At 43.1% G+C, this 22,615-nt stretch carries 19 protein-coding genes and 1 pseudogene; 18 read left to right on the top strand and 2 right to left on the bottom strand.

What is annotated here, in order from left to right; translation table 11 throughout:
- The first annotated feature begins 4 nt into the window (after positions 1–4).
- The 8 genes from PWYN_RS23760 (at position 5) to PWYN_RS28365 (ending at position 10,041) form a co-directional block, all read left to right on the top strand.
- The gene (locus tag PWYN_RS23760; RefSeq protein ID WP_084147021.1) at positions 5–1,822 is read left to right on the top strand and encodes a sensor histidine kinase; all 1,818 of its coding nucleotides are present in this window, start codon (positions 5–7) and stop codon (positions 1,820–1,822) included.
- On the top strand, positions 1,819–2,844 hold the full coding sequence (locus tag PWYN_RS23755) for a substrate-binding domain-containing protein (RefSeq protein WP_036657014.1): 1,026 nt from the start codon (positions 1,819–1,821) through the stop codon (positions 2,842–2,844). Before PWYN_RS23760 ends, PWYN_RS23755 begins: the two co-directional genes overlap by 4 nt.
- A 196-nt stretch (positions 2,845–3,040) precedes the next feature.
- Complete coding sequence (locus PWYN_RS23750; protein ID WP_205622789.1) at positions 3,041–4,111, top strand: galactose ABC transporter substrate-binding protein; 1,071 nt, start codon at positions 3,041–3,043, stop codon at positions 4,109–4,111.
- A 121-nt stretch (positions 4,112–4,232) separates the two neighbouring features.
- Positions 4,233–5,744: a sugar ABC transporter ATP-binding protein gene (locus tag PWYN_RS23745; RefSeq protein ID WP_036657009.1), complete on the top strand. Its 1,512-nt coding sequence runs from the start codon at positions 4,233–4,235 to the stop codon at positions 5,742–5,744.
- Positions 5,745–5,851: 107 nt separating this feature from the next.
- Positions 5,852–6,859, top strand: a complete 1,008-nt coding sequence (gene mglC, locus PWYN_RS23740) for a galactose/methyl galactoside ABC transporter permease MglC (RefSeq protein WP_036657007.1) — start codon at positions 5,852–5,854, stop codon at positions 6,857–6,859.
- A gap of 514 nt (positions 6,860–7,373) precedes the next feature.
- The gene (locus tag PWYN_RS23735) at positions 7,374–7,907 is read left to right on the top strand and encodes a hypothetical protein (protein WP_036657004.1); all 534 of its coding nucleotides are present in this window, start codon (positions 7,374–7,376) and stop codon (positions 7,905–7,907) included.
- Between the two features lie 55 nt (positions 7,908–7,962).
- The gene (locus tag PWYN_RS23730; protein WP_240479819.1) at positions 7,963–8,391 is read left to right on the top strand and encodes a hypothetical protein; all 429 of its coding nucleotides are present in this window, start codon (positions 7,963–7,965) and stop codon (positions 8,389–8,391) included.
- A gap of 183 nt (positions 8,392–8,574) precedes the next feature.
- Positions 8,575–10,041, top strand: coding sequence for an RCC1 domain-containing protein (locus tag PWYN_RS28365; RefSeq protein ID WP_052088355.1), 1,467 nt, complete (start codon positions 8,575–8,577; stop codon positions 10,039–10,041).
- 31 nt (positions 10,042–10,072) lie between these two features.
- Here the strand turns inward: PWYN_RS28365 and PWYN_RS30820 are convergent.
- Positions 10,073–10,995 (bottom strand): annotated as a pseudogene (locus PWYN_RS30820) (IS110 family transposase); the annotation flags it as partial.
- Positions 10,996–11,319: 324 nt separating this feature from the next.
- Between PWYN_RS30820 and PWYN_RS23715 the strand changes: the two are divergent.
- The 5 genes from PWYN_RS23715 (at position 11,320) to PWYN_RS23695 (ending at position 15,591) form a co-directional block, all read left to right on the top strand.
- Positions 11,320–11,988 (top strand): Type 1 glutamine amidotransferase-like domain-containing protein, encoded by a 669-nt coding sequence (locus tag PWYN_RS23715; RefSeq protein ID WP_036657000.1) that lies wholly within the window; start codon positions 11,320–11,322, stop codon positions 11,986–11,988.
- A 164-nt stretch (positions 11,989–12,152) separates the two neighbouring features.
- The gene (locus PWYN_RS23710; RefSeq protein ID WP_036656997.1) at positions 12,153–13,154 is read left to right on the top strand and encodes a phosphotransferase enzyme family protein; all 1,002 of its coding nucleotides are present in this window, start codon (positions 12,153–12,155) and stop codon (positions 13,152–13,154) included.
- Positions 13,155–13,524: 370 nt separating this feature from the next.
- Positions 13,525–14,175: a hypothetical protein gene (locus PWYN_RS23705; protein ID WP_036656993.1), complete on the top strand. Its 651-nt coding sequence runs from the start codon at positions 13,525–13,527 to the stop codon at positions 14,173–14,175.
- An 87-nt stretch (positions 14,176–14,262) separates the two neighbouring features.
- Positions 14,263–14,712 (top strand): hypothetical protein, encoded by a 450-nt coding sequence (locus PWYN_RS23700; protein ID WP_036656990.1) that lies wholly within the window; start codon positions 14,263–14,265, stop codon positions 14,710–14,712.
- 201 nt (positions 14,713–14,913) lie between these two features.
- Complete coding sequence (locus tag PWYN_RS23695; protein ID WP_276203449.1) at positions 14,914–15,591, top strand: phosphotransferase enzyme family protein; 678 nt, start codon at positions 14,914–14,916, stop codon at positions 15,589–15,591.
- A gap of 685 nt (positions 15,592–16,276) precedes the next feature.
- On the opposite strand, the gene PWYN_RS30375 is transcribed toward PWYN_RS23695, so the two are convergent.
- Positions 16,277–16,399, bottom strand: a complete 123-nt coding sequence (locus PWYN_RS30375; protein WP_276203438.1) for a hypothetical protein — start codon at positions 16,397–16,399, stop codon at positions 16,277–16,279.
- 113 nt (positions 16,400–16,512) lie between these two features.
- On the opposite strand from PWYN_RS30375, the gene PWYN_RS23690 reads away from it, so the two are divergent.
- From PWYN_RS23690 to PWYN_RS23670, 5 genes are all read left to right on the top strand, one after another.
- Entirely contained in the window at positions 16,513–18,471 is a 1,959-nt protein-coding gene (locus PWYN_RS23690) for a WG repeat-containing protein (protein ID WP_036656987.1), read from the top strand.
- Positions 18,472–18,749: 278 nt separating this feature from the next.
- A complete protein-coding gene (locus PWYN_RS23685; RefSeq protein ID WP_052088353.1) occupies positions 18,750–19,424 on the top strand; it encodes a CAP domain-containing protein in 675 nt (224 codons plus the stop codon).
- Between the two features lie 284 nt (positions 19,425–19,708).
- Positions 19,709–20,554, top strand: a complete 846-nt coding sequence (locus PWYN_RS23680; RefSeq protein ID WP_084146917.1) for a GDSL-type esterase/lipase family protein — start codon at positions 19,709–19,711, stop codon at positions 20,552–20,554.
- 55 nt (positions 20,555–20,609) lie between these two features.
- On the top strand, positions 20,610–21,590 hold the full coding sequence (locus tag PWYN_RS23675; RefSeq protein ID WP_036656983.1) for an ABC transporter ATP-binding protein: 981 nt from the start codon (positions 20,610–20,612) through the stop codon (positions 21,588–21,590).
- Positions 21,583–22,572 (top strand): ABC transporter permease, encoded by a 990-nt coding sequence (locus PWYN_RS23670; protein WP_036656981.1) that lies wholly within the window; start codon positions 21,583–21,585, stop codon positions 22,570–22,572. Before PWYN_RS23675 ends, PWYN_RS23670 begins: the two co-directional genes overlap by 8 nt.
- Positions 22,573–22,615 lie beyond the last annotated feature (43 nt).

The raw sequence follows: 22,615 nt of genomic DNA, 5'->3' as shown, positions 1-22,615 counted from the left end.
GTCGATGAAGAAGGCTTTTTTTCCGCTACGACCTGAGCGGCGCAAGGGAGGGAAGCTTCGGCTTTCCTCCAAGCTGCGCAGCATCCAATTCCTAATTACAGTTACCTTCACAACCGTTGCCGTTCTTGTAGCGGTTATTGTGAGTTTTATGCTATATAACAAGTTTGCTAAGACCGCTGAAGACAATGCTAATCTTAATATGCAGCAAATTATAGAACAGGTGAACTACAACTTGGAGCTGTATGTCAAAGGTATGCGTAATATCTATGAGAAAGCAGAGGAACAAATCTCCCAGACTTCATCCATCGATACTCCGCTCCTAAAGGAAAGGCTGTCCACTCTTCTTGAGACACGGGAAGATTTAGTATCTGTTGCATTGTTTACACCCCAGGGAAAACTGGTACTTGATGTGCCGAATACGACGATGCGCAATAATACGCAGCTGGGGAACCAAAGCTGGTTCACTGCACCGACGCGTACCACGGAAATCTCATTTTCCCCCCCGCATATTCAAAATTTATTCAAGAATCAATATACATGGGTCGTCTCCATGAGCAAATTGGTACAGTACAGAGAGAATGGAGTACTTAAAACCGGGATTTTACTGATAGACTTTAACTTTCGGACGATCGATGAGCTAAGCAAACAGGTAAAGCTAGGCAAAAGAGGATACGCTTACATCCTGGACCCTTTAGGTAATATTGTGTACCATCCTCAACAGCAGCTTATTTATGCCGGATTAAAATACGAGAATGTGGAACCGGTCCTTGAATATGCTTATCGAAGCTATTTGGATGAATCGACCGGGGAGAAACGTTTTATTACCGTTCGTACTCTGGCACAGACAGGCTGGAAGATCGTGGGTGTAGCGTATTACGACGAGATTGTTACCACGAAGCGAGACTTAAATCAGTTTCTAGCCGGTTTTTTGGCTGTTGTCATCCTAGGTGTGATTATCGCCTCAGTCCTCATGTCTGCTCTGATCGCAAGCCCAATCCGCAAGCTGGAACGGACGGTTAAGCAGGTGGGAGAGGGAGACTTGAACACTCCAATAGATGTCAGTGGAACGTATGAGGTAGAACAACTCTCCAAAAGGTTCAACTTAATGCTGCAGCGTATCCGCCAGTTGATGGATCAAATTATTTATGAACAGGAGACCAAGCGGAAGGGTGAGCTGGAAGTATTGCAATCGCAGATCAATCCTCACTTTCTCTATAACACGCTGAATTCGGTTATCCGGTTAGCGGAGCGCGGTAAAACAGATGAAGTGGTAACGATGATTCAGTCTCTATCCAAGTTTTTCCGTATCAGCTTAAGCAAAGGGAAGAATATCATAACCATTCAAGAGGAGCTGGATCATATCCGGCATTATCTGGTTATTCAGAGCTTCCGGTTCAAGAATAAATTTCGCTTTGAGATATTTGCAGACGAGGAAGTTTTGCCTTATCAGACCATTAAGCTTATTTTGCAGCCTATTGTGGAGAATGCCCTATATCACGGTATTGAGATGATGCCGGATGAAGGTCTAATTTCTATTCAGGCAAAACTTAAGGAAGGCATTGTAGAAATTTCGATTTGTGATAACGGACTGGGGATGTCGGAGGAAACTCTGAAAGGGATTTTGACAGGGGGAAGCAAGAGCGGAGGCGGATCCGGTGTAGGTGTACGAAATGTCAATGAGCGTATCGGACTATACTTCGGACGTGAATACGGGCTTTCTTTTGAAAGTGAAATTGAAGAAGGAACAACCGTCACCATTACATTTCCTGCTTTAATCAACCAAGAAGCCCCTATAGTTAAAGAGGGAGGGACTCCTGAATGAAAAAAGTTCGATTTGGCTTAACCTTGCTGCTGTGCGTTGCCCTTTGGGTAACAGTTACTTCCTGCTTTAGCGCAACACCTACCTATATTGGTAAAAGTAGTGAAACCCATAATATTCATATGATCGTGAAGATGAACAGAGGGGAATACTGGAATACCGTCAAGCAGGGGGCGGAGGCTGCAGCGAAAGAGTTCAATGTTAATTTGACCTTTAAGGCCCCAAATTCTGAGAGCGACGTCACGGATCAGATACAAATGGTAGAGGACTCCATTTCGGCAAAAGCCGATGCTATTATTTTGGCAGCCAGCAGCTATATGGGACTTGCGCAGGTTGTAGATAAAGCATCGTACTACAAAATACCTGTAATTTCGGTGGATGCAGAGGTTGGTTCGGCTAGAGTTACAACCTACGTGGGAGCGAATAGTTATGAAGCCGGACAAAAATCCGCAGAAAGGCTTATAAAGCTTCTGAACGGATACGGTGAAATCGGGATTATTAATTTTACTAACATGTCTTCCCACGAGGAGGACGAATCCTCTAGTTCCATGGATCTAGGAGCCAGGGATGCGGATGAACGAGAGAAAGGATTTTTGAATTACGCAGCCAGATACCCTGAGGTTCATATTGTTCAGATCTCTTACACCAATTCAGAGATTAAGGATGCAGAGGACCTTACACGACTTATGCTCATTAAGCATCCGAATTTACGCGGCATAGCAACGTTGAACGAAATTGCATCTCAGGGAGCAGCAAAAGTCATACAAAACTCAGAATTGGATAAGATAAAAATGGTTGCATTTGATAGCTCTCCAGCCATGATGGAACTGCTGCAGGACGGAACAGTACAAGCTGCGGTAATCCAAAACCCTTTTAGTAACGGTTATTTGGCTGTGAAGCATGCTGTAGAGGTAACAGAAGGTATAGATGTGCCAGATCGGGTGGATACGGGTACGAAGCTCATTGATCTGGAAAATATGTTGTGGCCGGAAAACCAGAAGCTGTTGTTTCCGTTCGTCAGATAACCTGATTCCTCAAAATGAAAGGAGGATTTTATAACTATATGAGTATTGTTATAAGAGTCTGGGCAGTACATTAGAATTTTCATAAAACAGAGTAGTATTTTATATTCGCAACCGTTTTCAAGTAATGCATAATAAGGATGTACCCGGGACAACACGGGATAACAAAAAAGAAATATAATCAGGAGGTCAATGAATAATGAAAAAAATCACTTCCGTATTACTCGCTAGTGCTTTGCTGGGTGCTGCTCTTGCAGGCTGCGGCGGCAACAACAAAGAAGCTAACACAGGTAACAATGCTGCTGAAGCAACTACTGCTCCTGCTGCCGATGCAGCTAAAACTCCAAAAGTTGGGGTAGCAATTTACAAATTTGACGACACTTTCATGACTGGTGTTCGTAACGCAATCCAAACTTCTGCTGAAGGTATTGCAGATGTAGACATCGTGGATAGCCAAAACTCCCAACCAACACAAAATGACAAGGTTGACTTGTTCGTTACAAAAAAATATAACGGTATGTTGATCAACCCGGTTGACCGTACAGCTGCCGGCGTTATCATCGACAAAGCAAAAGCAGCAAGCATTCCAGTTGTATTCCTGAATCGCGAACCGCTTCCTGAAGATATGAAGAAATGGGACAAAGTATACTATGTAGGCGCTAAAGCAGAAGAGTCAGGCACAATGTCCGGCCAACTGGTTGTTGACTACTGGAAAGCACACCCAGAAGCTGACAAGAACAAAGATGGAGTACTTCAATATGTAATGCTTAAAGGCGAGCCAGGACACCAAGATGCTGAGCTTCGTACAACTTACTCCATCCAAGCTATCGAAGATGCTGGAATCAAAGTTGAAAAATTGGCTGAAGATACTGCAATGTGGGATCGCGTAAAAGGTCAAGAAAAAATGGCTGCATTCTTGGGATCTAACGGCGACAAAATTGAAGCTGTTCTAGCTAACAACGATGACATGGCTCTTGGAGCTATCGAAGCTTTGAAAGCTGCTGGATACTTCACTGGCGACAAATATATGCCTGTAGTAGGTGTTGATGCTACTGCTCCTGCTGTTCAAGCTCTTAAAGATGGCACAATGCTTGGTACTGTTTTGAACGATGCTAACAACCAAGGTAAAGCAGCTATCACTGTTGCCGCTTTGCTTGCTAAAGGCGAAACACCAACAAAAGATAACGTAGGCTTTGACATCACTGACAACCAATACGTGTGGATCTCCTACAAAAAGATCACTAAAGAAAACGTTGATGAAGTAAAATAATAAAATTCTTTAAATAAAGGGTGGACGGGGAGCGCTTGCTCCCCGGAACTTCCTTTCGGGTAGGGAACAGGATAGAACCGCTGTGCCTCTCATAAAAAAAAAACTTAGGGGGCGTAAGAAAATGGCTCAAAGCGAGTTTTTGCTGGAAATGAAAAACATCACGAAGGAATTTCCCGGCGTTAAAGCACTAGATGGTGTAAGCTTGCAAGTAAAACCTGGATCCGTTCATGCACTTATGGGCGAAAATGGTGCAGGGAAATCAACACTGATGAAATGTCTCTTCGGAATTTACTCACCGGATGCCGGTGAAATCTTTCTGGACGGCGAAAAGGCCTCCATTAATAGCTCTAACGATGCACTCAAAAGCGGAATCTCAATGATTCACCAGGAGCTGCACCCTGTGCCATTCCGTAGTGTTATGGAAAATATCTGGTTAGGACGTTTTCCGACCAGAGGAATCGGGCCGCTTCAGTTCATTGATCACAAAAAAATGTACACTGATACGGAGAACCTTTTTAAGGATCTGGATATCGATCTGAATCCCGAAACTTTGGTGGGCAAGCTGTCCGTATCCAAAATCCAATCCATTGAAATCGCGAAAGCAGTCTCTTTTCATTCTCGCGTTATTGTAATGGACGAACCAACTTCATCCCTAACAAGCGTGGAAGTGGAGCATTTATTCCGGATAATCCGTGATCTCAAAAAAAGAGGCGTAGCCATTATTTATATATCTCACAAGATGGAAGAGATTCTCGAAATTTCCGACGATGTCACTATCATGCGTGATGGTAAAAAAATCGGTACCTGGCCCGCAGTAGAGATGACAACCGACCTCATTATCTCCAAGATGGTAGGACGGGACTTGACCAACCGCTTCCCGGAACGTTTTAACGTACCAAGTGAAGTCTACATGAAAGTAGAAGGTTTAACTTCTCCTGAACCAAGATCCTTCAAAGACGTTTCATTCGATTTGAGACGTGGTGAAATTCTCGGTATAGGCGGACTCGTAGGCGCTCAACGTACAGAAGTAATTGAAGCATTGTTTGGTCTACGTGCGATTAAGTCAGGTACGATTTCAATCGGTGGAAAACAGGTAAAAATCAATTCACCAAAAGATGCAAAGAAGCATGGATTGGCATTGCTGACCGAAGAGCGGCGGGTAACGGGTATTTTCCCAGTATTGTCCGTACACGAGAATGGTGCGATTGCAAACCTTGACCGTTATCAGAAACCGTACTTTCTACTTGATGGTAAGAAGAAAAAAATAGAAGTGGATAGAATGATTGAAAAATTGCGTACCAAGACACCAACGACTAAAACTCAAATCATGAACTTATCAGGCGGTAATCAGCAAAAGGTATTGCTAGCCAGATGGCTGCTCACCGAGCCTGAAATTCTTCTTCTCGATGAGCCAACACGCGGTATCGACGTTGGAGCTAAGTTCGAAATTTATACGATCATCGCTGATTTGGCGAAGCAAGGTAAGAGCATCATTATGATTTCCTCTGAAATGCCGGAACTTCTCGGAATGTCCGATCGGGTCATGGTTATGTCAGAAGGAAGACTGACAGGTATATTAGAAGGCGAGCAGGCTACGGAAACCGAAGTTATGCGTCTCGCTGCACAGCACTAGGATAGGAAAATAAGATTATGCTTTCGAAGACAGTTTTGCCAAGTAAAACTGGTGAATGCTTACGAAGAGAGCTACGCTCCGCGTAACTTTAAGGAGGAACACTACTAATGAACGCTAAAAAAGCTCAATCATTTATTACACAGAACGCAATTTACATCGTATTGGTATTGCTTATTGCGGGTATTGCCTTATACGAACCAGCCTTTATTTCTGTAAACACATTGCGTGACATTATGATTCAATCGTCCACGCGGATTATCATCGCACTAGGTGTTGCTTTTATCCTCATCACGGCTGGTACAGACTTGTCTGCAGGTCGGGTAGTAGGTTTCACGGCAGTTATCTCTGCTTCCATGTTGCAAATTCCAGATTATTCCCGTCGTTTCTTCCCAGATCTTCCGCATCTAAATGTATTACTGCCTATTATCATTGCGATCATTGCAGGTTTGATATGCGGTCTCGTGAATGGTCTGATTGTCTCCAAGCTTAATGTTCCACCGTTTATCGCAACGCTGGGTACAATGGTTATCGTATACGGTGTTAACTCCCTGTACTTCGATATGGACCCGAACCAATCGCAACCTATCGGCGGTCTTCGTCCTGACTTCACTAAAATCGGATCCGGATTTATTGGCAGCGGTCAGTATTCCATTCCGTATATCGTAATTATAGCCTTGGTAGTCGCCGCCTTTGTCTGGGTATTGTTTAACAAAACAAAACTTGGCAAGAACATGTACGCTATCGGCGGTAACATGCAAGCTGCTAAAGTATCCGGTATCGACGTTTCCAAGAACCTGATCTACATCTACGCTATTGCCGGTGCTTTGTACGGTCTGGCTGGTGTGCTTGAAGCTGCTAGAACAGGCGGAGCTACAAACAACTATGGTAACATGTATGAGCTTGATGCGATCGCAGCCTGCGTAGTCGGCGGTGTATCCACAACAGGTGGTATCGGTACTGTACCGGGCGTTCTGGTCGGTGTTATCATCTTCACCCTAATCAACTATGGTTTGACCTTTATCGGCATCAGCCCTTATTATCAGTTGATTATCAAAGGTTTGATCATCATCGCAGCCGTTGCTTTCGATATGCGTAAATATTCATCGAAAAAATAAATTGGCTCGGTGATTGAGCCGTAACTGCGGTGAATATTGAGCTTACGATCGCTGTTGTTCTCGGATTTCCTGATTTAAACCGCTGTTCGCGGTAGAAATCCGAGAAGAGCGTATGCTTACGAAGCGAGCTTTTCTTACGAAAAGCTTTCGGGCGACCACTAACGCTTCTCCAGCTCCAATATTCCCCTTCGTTACTTCTCATCACCTCGCCTAAGCAGGGTGGCAATCCAAAAAGCGTTTGCGATACACAGCAAACGCTTTTTGGCATGTTTATTTCGATTGCTTCGCTCCGAAATAACCCCCTAACCCCCCTGAAGTTTTAAGTTGCGCGAAACTTCATCTTTTTACACCCACTTCAAAAGGGTGATATTTGTCTTTCTTGCCAGAAGAAAATAATGTTTTTGACTGGATAATAAAGTATTAGACTACCGTCACTTCATTAAACTAACGAGCAGGATAGTTGAGTCGAGATGAAGAAAATAAGTATATCTAAATTATATATTGAGGTGAAAAAATGGGCAAAAACCAACTCCTTGAAGAGATGAAGAAAGATATGTTGCGTGAAATTCAGGTTGCCGTTAAGGAAATTAAATTGGATGAATCTGATGAAGTATGTTATATATCTCTTCTTGGAACCGATTACGAACCCGTACTTGGATTAATCACTTTGGGTATTAAATCATATCGAGACAAGATGATAAAAGAAGAGCACCCACAAGAACTTTGGTATCTGTGGAATTCTGGTGAGATGCCTGTTGAATATCAAGTGGGACTTGAAAAAGTGCTTTCTTCTTTCCAAGAGAAACAGGAGAAATTTGTGGAGCAAATTGGAGACAATGAGTGGGAAGAGTATTGGGAGGCTTGTCAAGATGTTCGTTTTGAAGTTGCGTATCAATTAAACTCATTAGATTGGAGTGGGATTTTGCCCGTCACATCTGATTTTGTTTTATTTTCAGATTGGGAAGCAATTGACGTTGAGAATGGTGACTTAGAAAGAAGTATTCCAAAGGAAAAGCTTTTAATCCTTAAGGAATCCAGTCTGGCTTGATATGTTATACGTTTGCTTAAGTAAAAGATTGAGGATGATTTGGGGCTGCCGTGACTTGCTCTTTGTATTAATGCATGTATGGCTAACGGGGAACGATAGTTCAATCAATACACGAAGGCAGCCGGCCAGATGGATCGGGTGCCTTTTCATCAAGGCTATAAGTCAATATAGACTGGGCAATGCTCTTTCAGATATTCTGCATTATATTGATGTAGAGAATCCGGCAAAACGTGAGGAGTTTCCCATCGATGAAAGCAAGCTTAAAGAGTGTTGCGGAACTTATTTGAAAGATAAGATCCAAGTTGAATTAATTAACGGAAAATTATACTTTACGAGATTCGTCGGCAATCTTCATATAGAGATTTATCCGGTTGGCGAAGGATTATTTGTACGCAGATATTGTGACCAAGTCCATCCATACAGTATTGCTGAGAACGAAAATGGAAAGATGACGTTTTTAGGATATGTCAAAGATAAATCCTAATACAAGACGGTACTTGTGGTTGCCACAAGCAGCCGTTTATTACGTTAACGGGCAGAATAACGTAATAGCTATATTGAAATATGATATTGAAGGGTGTTGGTATAAAATAGAGAATATAATAGGTATCTGGAAAATAAATGAATGAGTTAATCTGGGTTAATGCCTAAGAAGGGGAGGATTATATTGAAAAGAACAGGCATACATGAGGTCTTTCGAAAAATAGTAACGTTAGGGTTGCTTAGCCTGACCGTACTTACACCTACGATAGGTGAGGCAGCGAGTGTAGTCTCTAAACCTTCAGAAGAAAGGTTGCTGACTGATATCGTTCAGCTAGATGCTGGGAACAGGTCAGCATACGCCGTCAAGTCAGATGGGAGTGCTTGGGCGTGGGGAGGCGGATACGGCTCAATCGGCAATGGGGCGAAAACGCCTGCTTATACTCCGGTTAGGATGCATATTGAGGATGCACTCAAAATATCAGGTGGGGATAGACATTCGTTGATTTTGAAAAAAAATGGTTCAGTTTGGGCTGTCGGAGGCAACGAGCACGGTCAACTTGGTAACGGTCAACAGACTGCTTCGATCTTTGTAGAACCTGTTCAAGTAAGAGACTTGTCTGATGTAATCATAGTTTCGGCTGGAAGTGATCATAGTCTAGCGCTGAAGAGCGATGGTACCGTGTGGGGGTGGGGGGGCAATCAATACGGTCAAGTTGGTGATGGTGCAAGTACCAATTCCCTCGTACCTGTACAGGTCAAGAACTTGCCCAAGGTAGTTTCGGTATCAGCAGGAATGTATACTTCGGCTGCATTGGGCAATGGTGGGGAAGTGTGGGTCTGGGGTCTGGCGGCATATGGCGGAGACAAATCAGATGTCGTACGTAATCCAACGAGGCTGAAAGGAGATGGAGAATTTAAGGCTATTGCAGTTGATCAATTTTACGGAACTGCTTTGAGAGGGGACGGCACGGTGTGGATCTGGAAGAACCAAGCATGGGTCATGCCAAACCTGCCGACATTGGAGCCTTTTCAAATTGAAAACCTAAAAGATATTGTATCCATTAGCACCAACGCTGCAGTTCGAGCAGACGGTACCGTATGGCAATGGAATTTGAATGAGCGGGGAGAACCTCAAGTTACACAAGTTCTTGGTATTTCAAGCGCTGTATCCATTACTAACGGTGGGCGCAACCAGTATGCACTGCTGAGAGATGGACATGTCCTATCCTGGGGCACGAATGAGTTTGGTCAGACTGGACTTGGGGTTTTAGATTTTGAAATCAAGCTACCCCAATTCGTTAAAAAATCGATCGGTATTACTATAAATGGTGAAGAAGTAGAAATGGCGACGCCGCCGCTATTGCTGATTGATTCCGTGTATGTTCCCATAAGAGGGATTTTTGAGCAAATGGGTATGAAGCTTGAATGGGATGTGAAAACGAGATCGGTCATCGCTAAGAACGGCACATCTACCTTTACTTTAAATTCTGTAAGTGGACTAGCGACGATAAACGGGCAGACACTGTCCTCAGCCAAGAAAATAGTTTTCGTCAATGGCAGTGTGTTTGTCCCACTCCGACTTATCTCAGAGACATTTGGTTCCCAAGTGACTTGGGACGCAGCTGCTTACATGGTTAGAATTGATAAATAAGTTACGGACTTCTTTCTAATTGAATCATCACTAGGGACAAACGAGTGTGCCAAATCACTAGTTCACCATATTGGAATTTAGCTTCGCCTAGTATGCCAGCTAAGCTCGTTGCATTAACGCCTCGAATTTGAGGCAGCTTCTGCGCGTAGGGAATACGTTCGAGGATGAGATGGAGTTCAGTCTCAATCTGTTCCAGCTGGCGCTGTGTTAAGTCATACTCCTCAAGTAGTTGGCCCAGATGAAGCTTGTAAGCGTGGAGCGCCTGAGTCGCACCAACACTGCATTTAGCTAGCATAATGAGTTGCTCAGCTCGTTTAACTCCGGAATGACGCTTTACGTAATGCTTCCAGCCGGTAAGGACCTGTTCAGTCGTTAGTCGACTAATTTCGTTCGGTAGAGGGAAGAGCCTAGGTGTTGCGATGGCACTGGTGCAGGTAAGAATTTTAAAGACCTGTCGCAACTCGGGGAACACAATATCTACCCAACGATGAATCTGGTTAACAGCACTGTTGAGCCGTTTGGTGACGGTGCCCCGGTTTGCCATGAGAATTCGCAGTTCCTCGTAGGCTTCTGGATTAAAACGTACAGGAGAGTAGTATCCGTTTTTAATCATATCTGCAATAACAAGCGCGTCCTTACGATCGCTTTTAGATGGGTATTGTCGCGATTCTCCTTATTCTTTTTAACGAGGTGAGGGTTTACGAGAACAGCTTCAATCCCTTGAGAAGTAAGCCAGCGAGCTAGGCTCAGCCAGTAATGTCCGGTAGGTTCCATGCCTACAATGACTTTGTTAAGGTTGTAGTTCTTCAACAGATCCTGAATCCAACGTCCAAATAGCTCAAAACCTTTACGGTGGCTACTGAAGTCTAGTGGTGAACCCAGTACAATCCCACGAAAGCTGACTGCGCGAGCGACGTGTGTTTCCTGTGCTATGTCTACGCCGACAACAAGATGGGATTAAACTTCATAGTAGAGCGACCTCCTAGATGGGCTTTTTGAGGCAATGACCTCGTGTGCAACCCTATCTTACCGAGGCGCTCGTTTTTGTTCAAACTCCAAATTATTCAGTTTACAGGAATTCTAACGGGCAGTTTAACGTGGATACATATTTCACATCCTTCAATTCCAGGTTATGGTAATGTAAAGCTGAATTTATGAAAAGTGTACAAGGGAATGTAAGTGAAATGGCTGAAGAACCGTTCATCTTTCTAGCTTGCATAATATGTTTTCTCGTTAAGAATGGATGAATGTAAATAATACATATGGAGGTAATTAAGTTTGAGTACTCACTACTATCTCAGTTGGTTTAATGATTTTTTCCCAGAGAAGCTGGTCCAATGGTTGCATGAGGATATAAAAGATAGAAAATCGCTTGTTATGATTAGCGCTCAACCGTCTGGTTATAAAGGTGAGCAAATTAACATTGATGATGTTTCTGAAAGGACATGGTTAAATCAGGCTAACATTATTTTTGATGAATATCATTTAATTGATTACCGCATGCAGAAGGAAGATGCCCAGCGATTAATTCAAAACGCTTCTGTCATTTTTTTATGCGGTGGAGATCCTATTTTGCAGAACGATTTTTTGGCGGAATATGAATTATCGGATGTTATTAAGAACAGCATTGCCGTTATAATGGGTGCTAGCGCCGGTGCGATAAACATGGCTGCAAAATGGTTAAGCTTGAAAAACACTGGCTATGAAGTTGAAACAAGTACTATTTATGATGGTATTGGCTTTAATCATTTTGCCTATGAATCTCATTCTAAACGCGACTACGCCACGTTTGTTCAAGGCTACCTGTTCCCCTTGTCTGAAGAGATTGATGTTTATGCGGCAGAACAGGAGAGCGCTATGCGTGTGAAGGACGGCAAAATAGACATAATGGGTCCTTTATATTTAATTTCCCACTCAAAGATTCAGAAATTGGTTGAGACGCTCTAATTAGGGTTTTCGGGTAGAAATGATAAATTTTTTAGACCGCCTTCAATGGCGGTCTTTCTATGCTCAGCGGATGCTAGCTGCTCATTTTATTGAACTAACGGGACACTTTAACGCCGTGATATATGGATTAAATTTACGGGGGCACCCCGTGTTGGAGGAAGGTTATGAGTGGGTTATTTATGATGGCATCTGAAAATGAAATAGGGAAGGCGATTTCGCAGTCGAAGCTAGCAGCTTTGAAGGCACTTCAATATTACAACTTAGATTGGGAGCACATACGTTTCATCCAATTCTCCGATACATGTACTTTTCAAATTGATACAAGTAAGAATGGATCCTTTTTACTCCGTATTCATTGGGGAATGAGTGAAAAAGAAATAATATCTGAGATTGATTGGCTAGATTATTTGAATGAGAAATTCGATATTACTCTTCCAAAAGGAATATTAGACCGCGACGGTTTCAAGACTCTAAGAATTGTTCAAGAGGATGGTTACTATAGTTTCGCTTCGTTGATGCGATGGGTAGAGGGGACGCACGCGAGTGGAGGACTATCTGATGAGCAAATCTTTAAAGAGGGAATTCTCTTAGCAAAACTCCATAAAACATCAATGGATTTTGAGTTGACACCTAATTTCGCGAGACCCAATTGGGGGGAGCAGAGCTTTAGACGAGCTATGAGCCGCTTGAAAAAATATTATGATCGTTTCCTGTCAGATATAGAATTCCAATTGTATCAATTAGCGGCTGAGAGGATACTCTCTTGGATTACCCAACTTCACAAAGATAGCAGAAGTTATGGCTTAATCCATGGGGACCTGCACCAAGGAAATATTATTTTTTATAACGGTGAACCTCGTCCAATCGATTTTGGGAGATGTGGGTTTGGTTATTTTCTTTATGATATAGCACATACAATTCTAGGGATTTATCCATTAAAAAGGGAATTATTAATTAAGGGTTACGAGACAATTTTGAGATTAGAAGCTGACTGGCTCCCAGCGTTGGAGAGTTTTACTGTGATGGTCATGATCGAAAATTATTGTCACCATGCCCCTGACCCGAGGGAAACAGAGGGACTTAAGGAAGAGCAGGCTTATGCTCAAGCTATGATAAGAAATTACTTAAAAGGTAAACCATTTCTCTTTAAAACTTTAGATTTGTAATATGATGCATCGAAAAGTTCATTACGCTCCCTCAATATGATTCAGTTTTCTCGCTCAGGCTTATGAATTCGCAGGAATAAAGGTGAGAGTTTATCACCCAATTTGTTCCATATTCTGCACGTCTCCATGTCGCCCCTAGCGACTTTCACTCCCATGTCTCAACGGGTCATTGCCCTTTCATTCCTTCGTCACATCTAACTAAGGGGTTATTATTATTTTAACAATGTTATTGTTATCATGCCGACCGAGGCTCGAGAAGATAAGCGTCTTCTGATTCCATTGAGCGCGATAAAAACAATAGAACCTTGGCCTGATGAAGATGTTTCTTTTCCTCAAACTATCTAATTACGATTTTAAAAGGAGATTTATAATGAAGCATCTTTGGTGGAAAATTTCATTTTATTTCGTCTTGTTCGTGTTGGTCTTATTCATGGCAATCAATGACTATTCACCAGTCTTGATAGTAGGAACTGCTGTGATGGCTACCCTGATTTTTTTTATAATCCAATTCATTTATCCGTTAGCTTTGGAAAAGCGTGTGGATCGCGTGGAATCCTTTTTACGCAGCCAGAAAAACACGCCTGGACTCTATATTAATTATGTTTTTGCTAACAGACTTGAGGATGAAGCAAGAACGATTATGGAGCAGCTTATGAGCAAATATAAGCAGGCAGCAGCACAGGCATCGTACAAGGCGGCATACGGCGTTTATCGCAAAGATATGACTGCAGTTCAAGAAGCCGTACCGTACATCCGCTATTCTGATTACCGGGCATATTACGAAACGATTCTACTGTCGGAGGACGGGGAGAGTGCTCAGGCCCGAAAACATCTTGAATCCATCAAGAAGCCTTGGATGAGATCAGCACTGCTCGCGGAAATTGAACTCAAAGCTGGCTGCATCGAAACTGCGGTCAAGCACGCCAGGGAAGCCCTTAACTCTTCGAGAGGCGTCCAGCATTATGTGTTACATAAGGAATACGAAAGGATATTACCACAGGCTGTTGAACTCGTATCGTAAATTCGGAATGTGAAGGTAGGGTTAGGCTTGAATTTAGCGTAGTCCTGGTTCGTAAGGATATTCATATTTTTTGAGAGAGGTTTTAATTTGAAAAAAACATTCACAATCGTTTTATTAACTACAGTAGTTGCTCTTGTTTTAACAGTCATATCCACTCCATTTATTAACAATCATATTGCAAATTCCATAAAAAAAGATCTAGTAAAAGTATCGCTGCCAGACAAAACCGAATGGATAGATGATATATCATCAGCTGGAAAATTAATTGGGAATGGAAACGGAATGCAATTTTTTGGCGCTATTCTAATTAAATCGGAACTAACTTTGGAAGAATTAAATAAGTATTATTCAAAATATCGCGAGAATGAATGGAGTTACATTGTTGAACAGCAAGTGAGTGATACAATTGATTTTCTTAATGGTCACTTGAAATTCAAAGCATTGAAAGCAGATGAAGAACTAATTAACTATTATATTGTTTATACTTGGGGCAGCAGTGACTATCCATTAAGTGAGCTTGACATACGAGGACATTGACACTCTGGACAAGCAAGATCACGTGCTACGCGGCCCCACTAAGTAGAACCGTACCATAGATGACAGATCCTCATTCTGCTCCCTCGAAATGATTCAGTATCCTCACTCTAGCCCATGAATTCCCAGGATTTCACCCTGTGGTAAGTGTAAGGGAAGAGCACATGGTGGAGGCGGTATTATCGGTACCGGGATGGAGCTCCGATTACTGAATATTATTATAATTGCGGTAAAGTTCTGGGGAAACTGCACCAAATATCAAAAAGGTATACGCCTGTTCATCGCCGTTATAGTTTTTTTGATAAATTTAATGCTGAATATATCGATAAACTGATTCCTGACTCCTTATCCCTGATTAAGGAAAAACTAGTACAGATCCTCAATATTTTAAAAGGATTGGACATGAATCAGGAAACTTTCGGTATGATTCATTTTGATTATAACGATGGGAAGTATTCGATAGATTTTAATACCGGGCAAATAACCGTATATGATTTCGATAATTCATGTTTCGGTTGGTATATGTATGACCTGGCAAGTCTCTGGACTCACGGAGTGGGCTGGACTCATTCTGAACCAGACGCCGGTAAACGCAGAAAGTTTATGAATGATTATTTTGAAACCGTCCTCGCTGGATATAGATCCGAGGCCAAACTCGAAGATTCAATGTTGGATAGGCTGCCCTTATTTATTCAAGTATGCATTATGGAAAGTATTGTGGATGCTTTCGAGGTAATGCAGAACATCGGTGAGGAACCGGAGTGTGACGAGGAATTGTCGTATCTCATAAAATGTTTGGAGGACGATATCCCGTATAAGGGATTTTTCCATGACATTTACTCTTGTGAAGAACCCTTTGAGTATGAGGAACGAAATAGTTAGCCCAGACCTGAAACCCATTATGATGCACACCTACAAAGAATTTGGATTGATTCTTTGTAGGTGTATATATTTGAACTGTTATGTTTTTATAATTTGGTTGGCCGTTAGAGCGATACGGAGAACCGTATCATAAATTAGAACATGTCATTCAACGGGTAACGTTAGCTCATTGGAACAGCGACAGTCTAGGACTTTATTTTCTCGTCCTTTGCTGTCGCTGTTTCAATTTTTAGCGTCAGGCTAAAACTATTTTATGAAGTCTGACGATATGACAATTAGAACAGCCTCCTGGAATAAAAACATTCTGTCTAATACGTTTTTTTCTTTTAATATTTCTTTCACTCCAGGAAGTTGACGTTGGTGTTGACGTTGCCGCTGATAGCAGCGGAGAGAACGGAATGATTGCGGAGAAGTGTCAGCCTTCGCCTATGTATCCAAATTTGGATACAACAGCGATTGCAGTAACGTTCCGTTCGCGGAGCGCCCGCCCAGCCGACTCTCCTAACCTTCAATGTTTCAAGCTAGTGAAACTTCATCTGTTTAAATACACCAACTCCAAAGGGTGTTAGTAGTCTTTCTTTCACTCCAAAAAGTTGCTGTTGACGTTGGTGTTGATGTTGGTGTTGGTGTTAGTTAGGGTTACCGCTGATAGCAGCGGAGAGAACGGAATGATTGCGGAAAAGCGTCAGCGTTCGCCTTTGTATCCAAATTTCAACCGCGCTGCGGTTCCAATCCAGAAATTTGGATACAACAGCGATTGCAGCAACGTTCCGTTCGCGTAGCGGCTGTTCGTGGAGCGTCCTCCCACAGGCACCAACACTCCCCACAACTAAGCTCAACTTCATATGTGACAATATGACACATAAACACCCGCTCCCCCATATTCTATAGGCAAATGCCTTGTGCAAGGGAGCGAATGAAATGATACGGATGAGGTTAAATGGCTTGGATAGCGGGCAGGAAGATTACCTACTTCATGTGGAAGTATGGAAATGGAACGGAATGAGCTGGAAAGCTTGGTTGGGCCAGCAGCAAAGCTTTATCCGTGGCGAGGAAGAGCAATTTGTAACGATTCCGGCCGAACCGGGATTGTACCGTGTTGATTACTCCTCCAGACCGTGGGAGGCGCTCTTCCTGGTTGATCAGGAGGACGAAAATAATTTACAAGTGACAAAGCTGCACCCGGCCCCGTTTAAGCTTAAGGAAGGAATGCTGTGGGGTTATATCAATAATGAGGGTAAGACTGTAATTGAACCGCGATTTGAATATGCAGAAGAATTTCAGGAGAATGGGCTGGCGATTGTGCAATTTAAGGGACATAGTGGACTCATTGACCGCACGGGTCGGGAAAAAGTAAAACCCATTTATTCGTTTATCGCTCCTTTCTCTGAAGGCCGCGCAGTAGTTTCGGATGCTAAGGGATATTTTTTGATGGATGAAGAAGGTAAGCCGGTTACCTCGAAGCGTTATGATTTTCTGAACTCGCTGCAAGAGGGGCGGGCACTATTTTATACAGGATTAGAGAGTGGAAAAATTCTGTACGGGTATCTGGATCGTCAGGGTAAAGAGGTCATTCCTGCACAGTTTGAGGATGCCAGCGATTTTAAGGAAGGGACGGCCGTGGTTAAGATTACAAGCGGTGAATTCGCTTTGATTGATACTGAGGGGCGCAAACTGCATACCTACAATCATCCCTATGTAGGAAGTCTTAGTGAGGGTCTGCTTCCTTTTCAGGAGACGGAGAATGGGAAGTATGGTTACCTCCGAATGGACGGAACCATTGCTATACAACCGCAGTTCACATCTGCCTTACCATTTTCCGGGGGAAGAGCGGTTATAAATACAGCTGAGAATTATGGTAATGCATATGGCTTGATCGATAAGCAGGGAAAAAGTATTATCCCCGCGAGGTATTACGGAATCCAGCAGCTTGGAGAAGACAGGGTTGCACTCGGCACACCTATCTACCCAGATCAACCTTACCGCGGCTCCCGCTACGTCATTGCTGATGCCGAGACCGGAAAGATTTTAAGTGATTACCCACTGCTCGCCGTCAACAACTACGATAGGGGAGTGGCGTCAGTACATGATGCGAAGGAGACATATTTTATTGATAAAAGCGGCAATAGAGCGGCTCAACCACCAGTCATTCCTGGGGCGGGAACCCTTTCCTACAGTGGGAACTTAATAAGAGCAGATGTAGATCAGCGGACTGCTTATTATAATCGAGTGGGTAAGCAAGTTTGGAAGCAAAACGCTGTGATACCGCTTAGACCTCCTTATTCAGTGATAGAGAGAAAATATAAACCGAACATAGACTATTTAGTCTATTATCCGATAGTTGAAGGAATCGCAAATACAGAGGTCTCTAGAGAGGTGAATGACAGACTTCGGAAGCTCTCACTAGTAGAGGGAGCGGGGAGTGGTGGGGGATCGCAGGAGTTTAGTTATACCGGGGACTTTTCAGTAGCTTTCTTTCGTAAAAATTTGCTGGTGCTGGAATTGAACGGCTATAAATTCCCCTTCGGAGCTGCACACGGTATGCCTACCAGAAATTATGTACACATCAATCTGCGAAATGGAAAGTTCTATGAGCTGCGTGATTTATTTAAACCGGGCAGTAAGTATGTGGAAAAGCTTAGTGAAATCGTGGGAAAACAAATCGCTAATGACCCTCAGTATTCCTATGTATTCCCGGGTTCTTATACCGGAGTCTCTGCTAATCAGCCGTTTTATGTGGATGAACAAGCGCTTTACTTGTATTTTGCCCCCTATGATATTGCTCCTTATGCCGCAGGCTTTCCTACATTCCGGATTCCTTATGCTGAGATCATGGGGTTAATATCGACAGAAGGAGACTTTTGGCAATCCTACCACTAAAAAATGGGGTGTTTGCACCCGATATAGGTTATAAGGAAGCTATAATCTAAAGGTAAGATAAGGCCGCTCTTCAGGGGGCGGCAAACTCTTTAATGCTATTTTTTACAGAAATACGGACATGCCTTATTCACCCTGAAGCTTACATAAATTAACACCGCACAGCCCCTGAAATTGTGATACAATGACTGAGGACGAGAAAAGTTACATATTTGTAATCTTTTCCGCCGTGTATCTAAGACACCATAGAGAATAGCATCCAGAACTAAGGAGATGGCAAAATGAAAAGCAAAAACCTCAAAGCATTATTAATAGGCGGTAGCCTTGCAACCGTTATGGCGGTTAGTATTTCGTTACCCTCACAAGCTAGTGCGGCTACAAGCAGCCCTATTGATCTGACTAACACTCGTTACGAGCAAATACTGAAATATTATCAAACTTATTATAGCCAAACTGCCCCTACTGTTGTGGTTAAAACTCCTGTTGTAACAGAGCAGAAGGCTCCAGTAGCACCAGTAGCTCCAACAAAAACTACTCCTGTTACGCCACCCAAGAGCACACCAACAACGGCTGTAGCAGCTCCTAAATTAACTTACACTCAGCAGGTAGTAACCTTAGTCAATAAAGAGCGAACTGCTGCCGGCCTAAAACCGGTTACCGGATTGGACAGCTTAAATAAATTGGCGGCCACTAAAGCAACGGATATGCGTACTAACCAATATTTCTCTCATACCTCCCCTACTTATGGATCTCCATTTGAAATGATGGGTACTTTCGGAATTACTTATAGAGCAGCGGGCGAGAATATTGCCATGGGGCAAAAAACTCCGCAAGAAGTAATGACCGCTTGGATGAACAGCCCGGGTCACCGCAAGAATATCCTCAGTGTTGATTTTAACTATATTGGTGTAGGATTTGACAATAATTACTGGGTTCAAGAATTCATAGGTAAATAAGAGACAAAGTCTTACAGGATAAATCGTTCTTCGCTTTTTAGCGGAGAGCGGTTTTTTTATTAAAATATAAGAAAGTACAAGTTTTCAGTATACTTTGCTAATATTTCTACGAGAAACGGATACCGTCTCATTGAGGACGGCAAATCCGTTTTTTCTTGTGTGCGGGTATAAGGGTACATTTATGCGATTCATTTGCAAATTGCAGATAGAAGATTTATGTTTAACTACATAGCTGAAATTAGTGAACAATTTGGCAGAATATAAGGGATATGGAGGAATGGCTTTTGAATGATTCCAAATGGACCTGGCGGTTTGTATGCCTGATTTCCATAGCAGCAACCCTAATCTTTATAGTTGGTTTTGGTTATGCGGTGAAAGATATTGTCTACCCGCAAGGAGATGCTCCTCTGACCTCTCTGCCCCAGAAGACGGGTGCGCCGGATGAGGAAGTGACCGGAATTTTGAAGGTGGTCGCAATTGGGGACTCGTTGGCAAAAGGGACAGGCGATAATACAGGAAGCGGATTTGTAAAACGAGCTGTTGAGGGAATGTCAGAAGGAGACCAAGAGGTAAATTTGCTTGGGAACCTGGGAATAAATGGACTGACCACCCTTGGGCTACAAAGTGAGCTAAATGAAGAAGGCGTTAAGTATACCCTCCGTCAAGCCAATACCATTTTGGTGTCTATAGGCGGTAATGATTTATTTAGAGGAGCAGGTATTGTTCAGAGTAACAGGAATACAAGTCCACCATCCTCGGATGAACCCCCGGCTCCAACAGATGAATTAACATCGAAGGAACTTTTGGCAGCTTTGCCTGAAGCCTCAAAACGGCTTGAAGAAGCGCTTCGGAAGATTGCCGAAATTAATCCGGAAGCTAGAATCTATTTTTTGGGTCTATATAATCCATTTGGCGATATTCCGGAATTGCGTGTTCCCGGTAATCAAGCCGTAACAGCTTGGAATAACGCAGCGATGGATATCATTAATACTCACAATAACATGACACTGGTACCAACTTTTGATTTGTTTCACAATCACCTCGGGAAGTATCTATCAACGGATCATTTTCATCCGAACGGTGACGGTTATCAGCGTATAGCGGATCGAATTATACAGGCGGTGCAGTAGAGGACTGCAATTAATATGGATTTCGACATGAGGGTACTAAGGAGTTGTAGGGATAATGAATAATGAAGGGTACGGCAGCACCGCAAAGGTTGTCTTGTCTGTAAGTAACGTCCGTAAAAAAATCGCTCGCAAGTGGATTATTGACGATGTTTCCTTTGACGTAAGAGAAGGCGAAATATTTGGTTTTCTTGGACCTAACGGTGCAGGGAAAACTACGACCATACGAATGCTCGTTGATTTGATCCGGCCAAGCTCCGGGACTATTACCGTTTGCGGGTATAATGTTAACCGTCATCCTGAAAAAGCACTACAATTTGTGGGCTCGATCGTAGAAAATCCGGAGGTCTATACCTATTTAACGGGTTGGGAGAATTTACAGCACTTTGCCCGTATGCAGCCTGGAGTGGATGAGGCCCGGATCGCCGAGGTAGTGGAAATTGTACGATTGGATCAGCGGATACATGACAAAGTCAGAACCTACTCACTTGGAATGCGTCAGCGGCTGGGTATTGCACAAGCTTTGCTGGGACGACCTCGGCTGCTTATTCTGGATGAGCCTACAAATGGACTTGACCCTAAAGGCATTAAGGAGCTGCGAGAGTTTATCCGTAAGCTGGCTGATGAAGGTTTAGCTGTATTTGTCTCCAGCCATCTGCTTAGTGAAATTCAGCTTTTGTGCGACCGGGTCGCAATTATTAGTAAAGGCCGCGTTCTGGCTGTAGGCGGAGTAGACGAGCTTGTATCCAGGAACTCTCCATATGTATTATGGGACATTGAGCCTTTTGATAAGGGGAGGGAACTGCTTGCAGCCCGGAACGAAATAAATATAACAGACCGGGCAGAAGTCACTCTGGACGATACCGTAATTGCAGGTATGGGAACAAACTCGGTGATTACGATCATGGAGGATGAGCTAATTCCGGAGATCGTTGCCATGCTGGTTGCCGCCGGCATAGAAGTTAGAGGCGTGCATAAAATCAACCCTACACTGGAACAGCTATTCTTGAAACTGACGGAGGGTGAGACTATTGAATAATCTATTGCCGCTCATCCGAAATGAGTGCATAAAGATACTGAAAAAGAAACGGTTTTATGTTATTCTGCTTATTCTGGCTGTATTGGTACCGATGTTCACCTACGCACAGATGCGTATAGCAGAGCGCAGTCAGGATAAATTTAACTCGGATTGGCGATTGGAGGTACAACAGCGGATTACCGATAATCAGAATTCACTCAGCAGTGACCGGATTCCGGAGGAGTGGAAATCGTATCGCCGTATTTTTGTGCAGCAGCTTCAATATTACCTTGACCACGATGTGAATCCGAATGAACCAAGTGGTGTTACCTTTACCCGCGAATTTTTAGACAACTCCGTCACATTATTCATTCCGCTCTTAATCATGGCAGTGGCCTCTGATCTAGTATCAGGTGAAAGAACCACGGGTACAATTAAGATGCTTCTAACAAGGCCGGTCAAACGTTGGAGGGTACTCTTCAGTAAAATGACGGCTTTGATCATGTTTGTTTCATTAATTGTTTTGTCTACATTTTTAGTAAGCTACTTAATTTCAGGTCTGGCCTTTGGGTACAGAGGGTTTAATGTGCCGGTCTTTACAGGATTCCAGATCGGTGGGGATACCGTAAATATGTCCGCAGTGCACGCAGTGCCTCAATGGAAGTATATACTTATGCAATGCGGTTTGATCTGGTTTGTCAGTGTCGTTGTAGCTTTATTAGCCTTTATGGTATCCGTACTCGTTCGCAGCACGGCCGCTAGTATTGTGGTAATGATGGCGACACTAATCGCTGGAACCATATTAACGAACATGGCATCGGCTTGGACAACTGCCAAATATTTGTTTATGGTTAACCTAGGGCTAACCGGATATTTAGCGGGTACACCTGCGCCGATAGAGGGAATGACACTTCCATTTTCAATGGCAGTACTGGGCACATGGGGTGTGATTTCGGTGATCATTTCATTCACCGTCTTTACGAAACGGGATATCTTGAATTAGAATAAACAAAGTGACCAAAACATTTGTTTGCATTTTGGGTATA

The organism is Paenibacillus wynnii (assembly GCF_000757885.1).
Lineage (GTDB): Bacteria > Bacillota > Bacilli > Paenibacillales > Paenibacillaceae > Paenibacillus_AQ > Paenibacillus_AQ wynnii.
Note: the sequence above shows the minus strand (reverse complement) of the source record. Positions and strands in the feature narration are given on the sequence as shown.

Coding starts and splice junctions, on each gene's coding strand:
- PWYN_RS23690 (WP_036656987.1), top strand. CDS start 16,513: ATGATACGGATGAGGTTAAATGGCTTGGATAGCGGGCAGGAAGATTAC.
- mglC (WP_036657007.1), top strand. CDS start 5,852: ATGAACGCTAAAAAAGCTCAATCATTTATTACACAGAACGCAATTTAC.
- PWYN_RS23675 (WP_036656983.1), top strand. CDS start 20,610: ATGAATAATGAAGGGTACGGCAGCACCGCAAAGGTTGTCTTGTCTGTA.
- PWYN_RS23705 (WP_036656993.1), top strand. CDS start 13,525: ATGAAGCATCTTTGGTGGAAAATTTCATTTTATTTCGTCTTGTTCGTG.
- PWYN_RS23760 (WP_084147021.1), top strand. CDS start 5: ATGAAGAAGGCTTTTTTTCCGCTACGACCTGAGCGGCGCAAGGGAGGG.
- PWYN_RS23755 (WP_036657014.1), top strand. CDS start 1,819: ATGAAAAAAGTTCGATTTGGCTTAACCTTGCTGCTGTGCGTTGCCCTT.
- PWYN_RS23745 (WP_036657009.1), top strand. CDS start 4,233: ATGGCTCAAAGCGAGTTTTTGCTGGAAATGAAAAACATCACGAAGGAA.
- PWYN_RS23710 (WP_036656997.1), top strand. CDS start 12,153: ATGAGTGGGTTATTTATGATGGCATCTGAAAATGAAATAGGGAAGGCG.
- PWYN_RS23685 (WP_052088353.1), top strand. CDS start 18,750: ATGAAAAGCAAAAACCTCAAAGCATTATTAATAGGCGGTAGCCTTGCA.
- PWYN_RS23750 (WP_205622789.1), top strand. CDS start 3,041: ATGAAAAAAATCACTTCCGTATTACTCGCTAGTGCTTTGCTGGGTGCT.
- PWYN_RS23735 (WP_036657004.1), top strand. CDS start 7,374: ATGGGCAAAAACCAACTCCTTGAAGAGATGAAGAAAGATATGTTGCGT.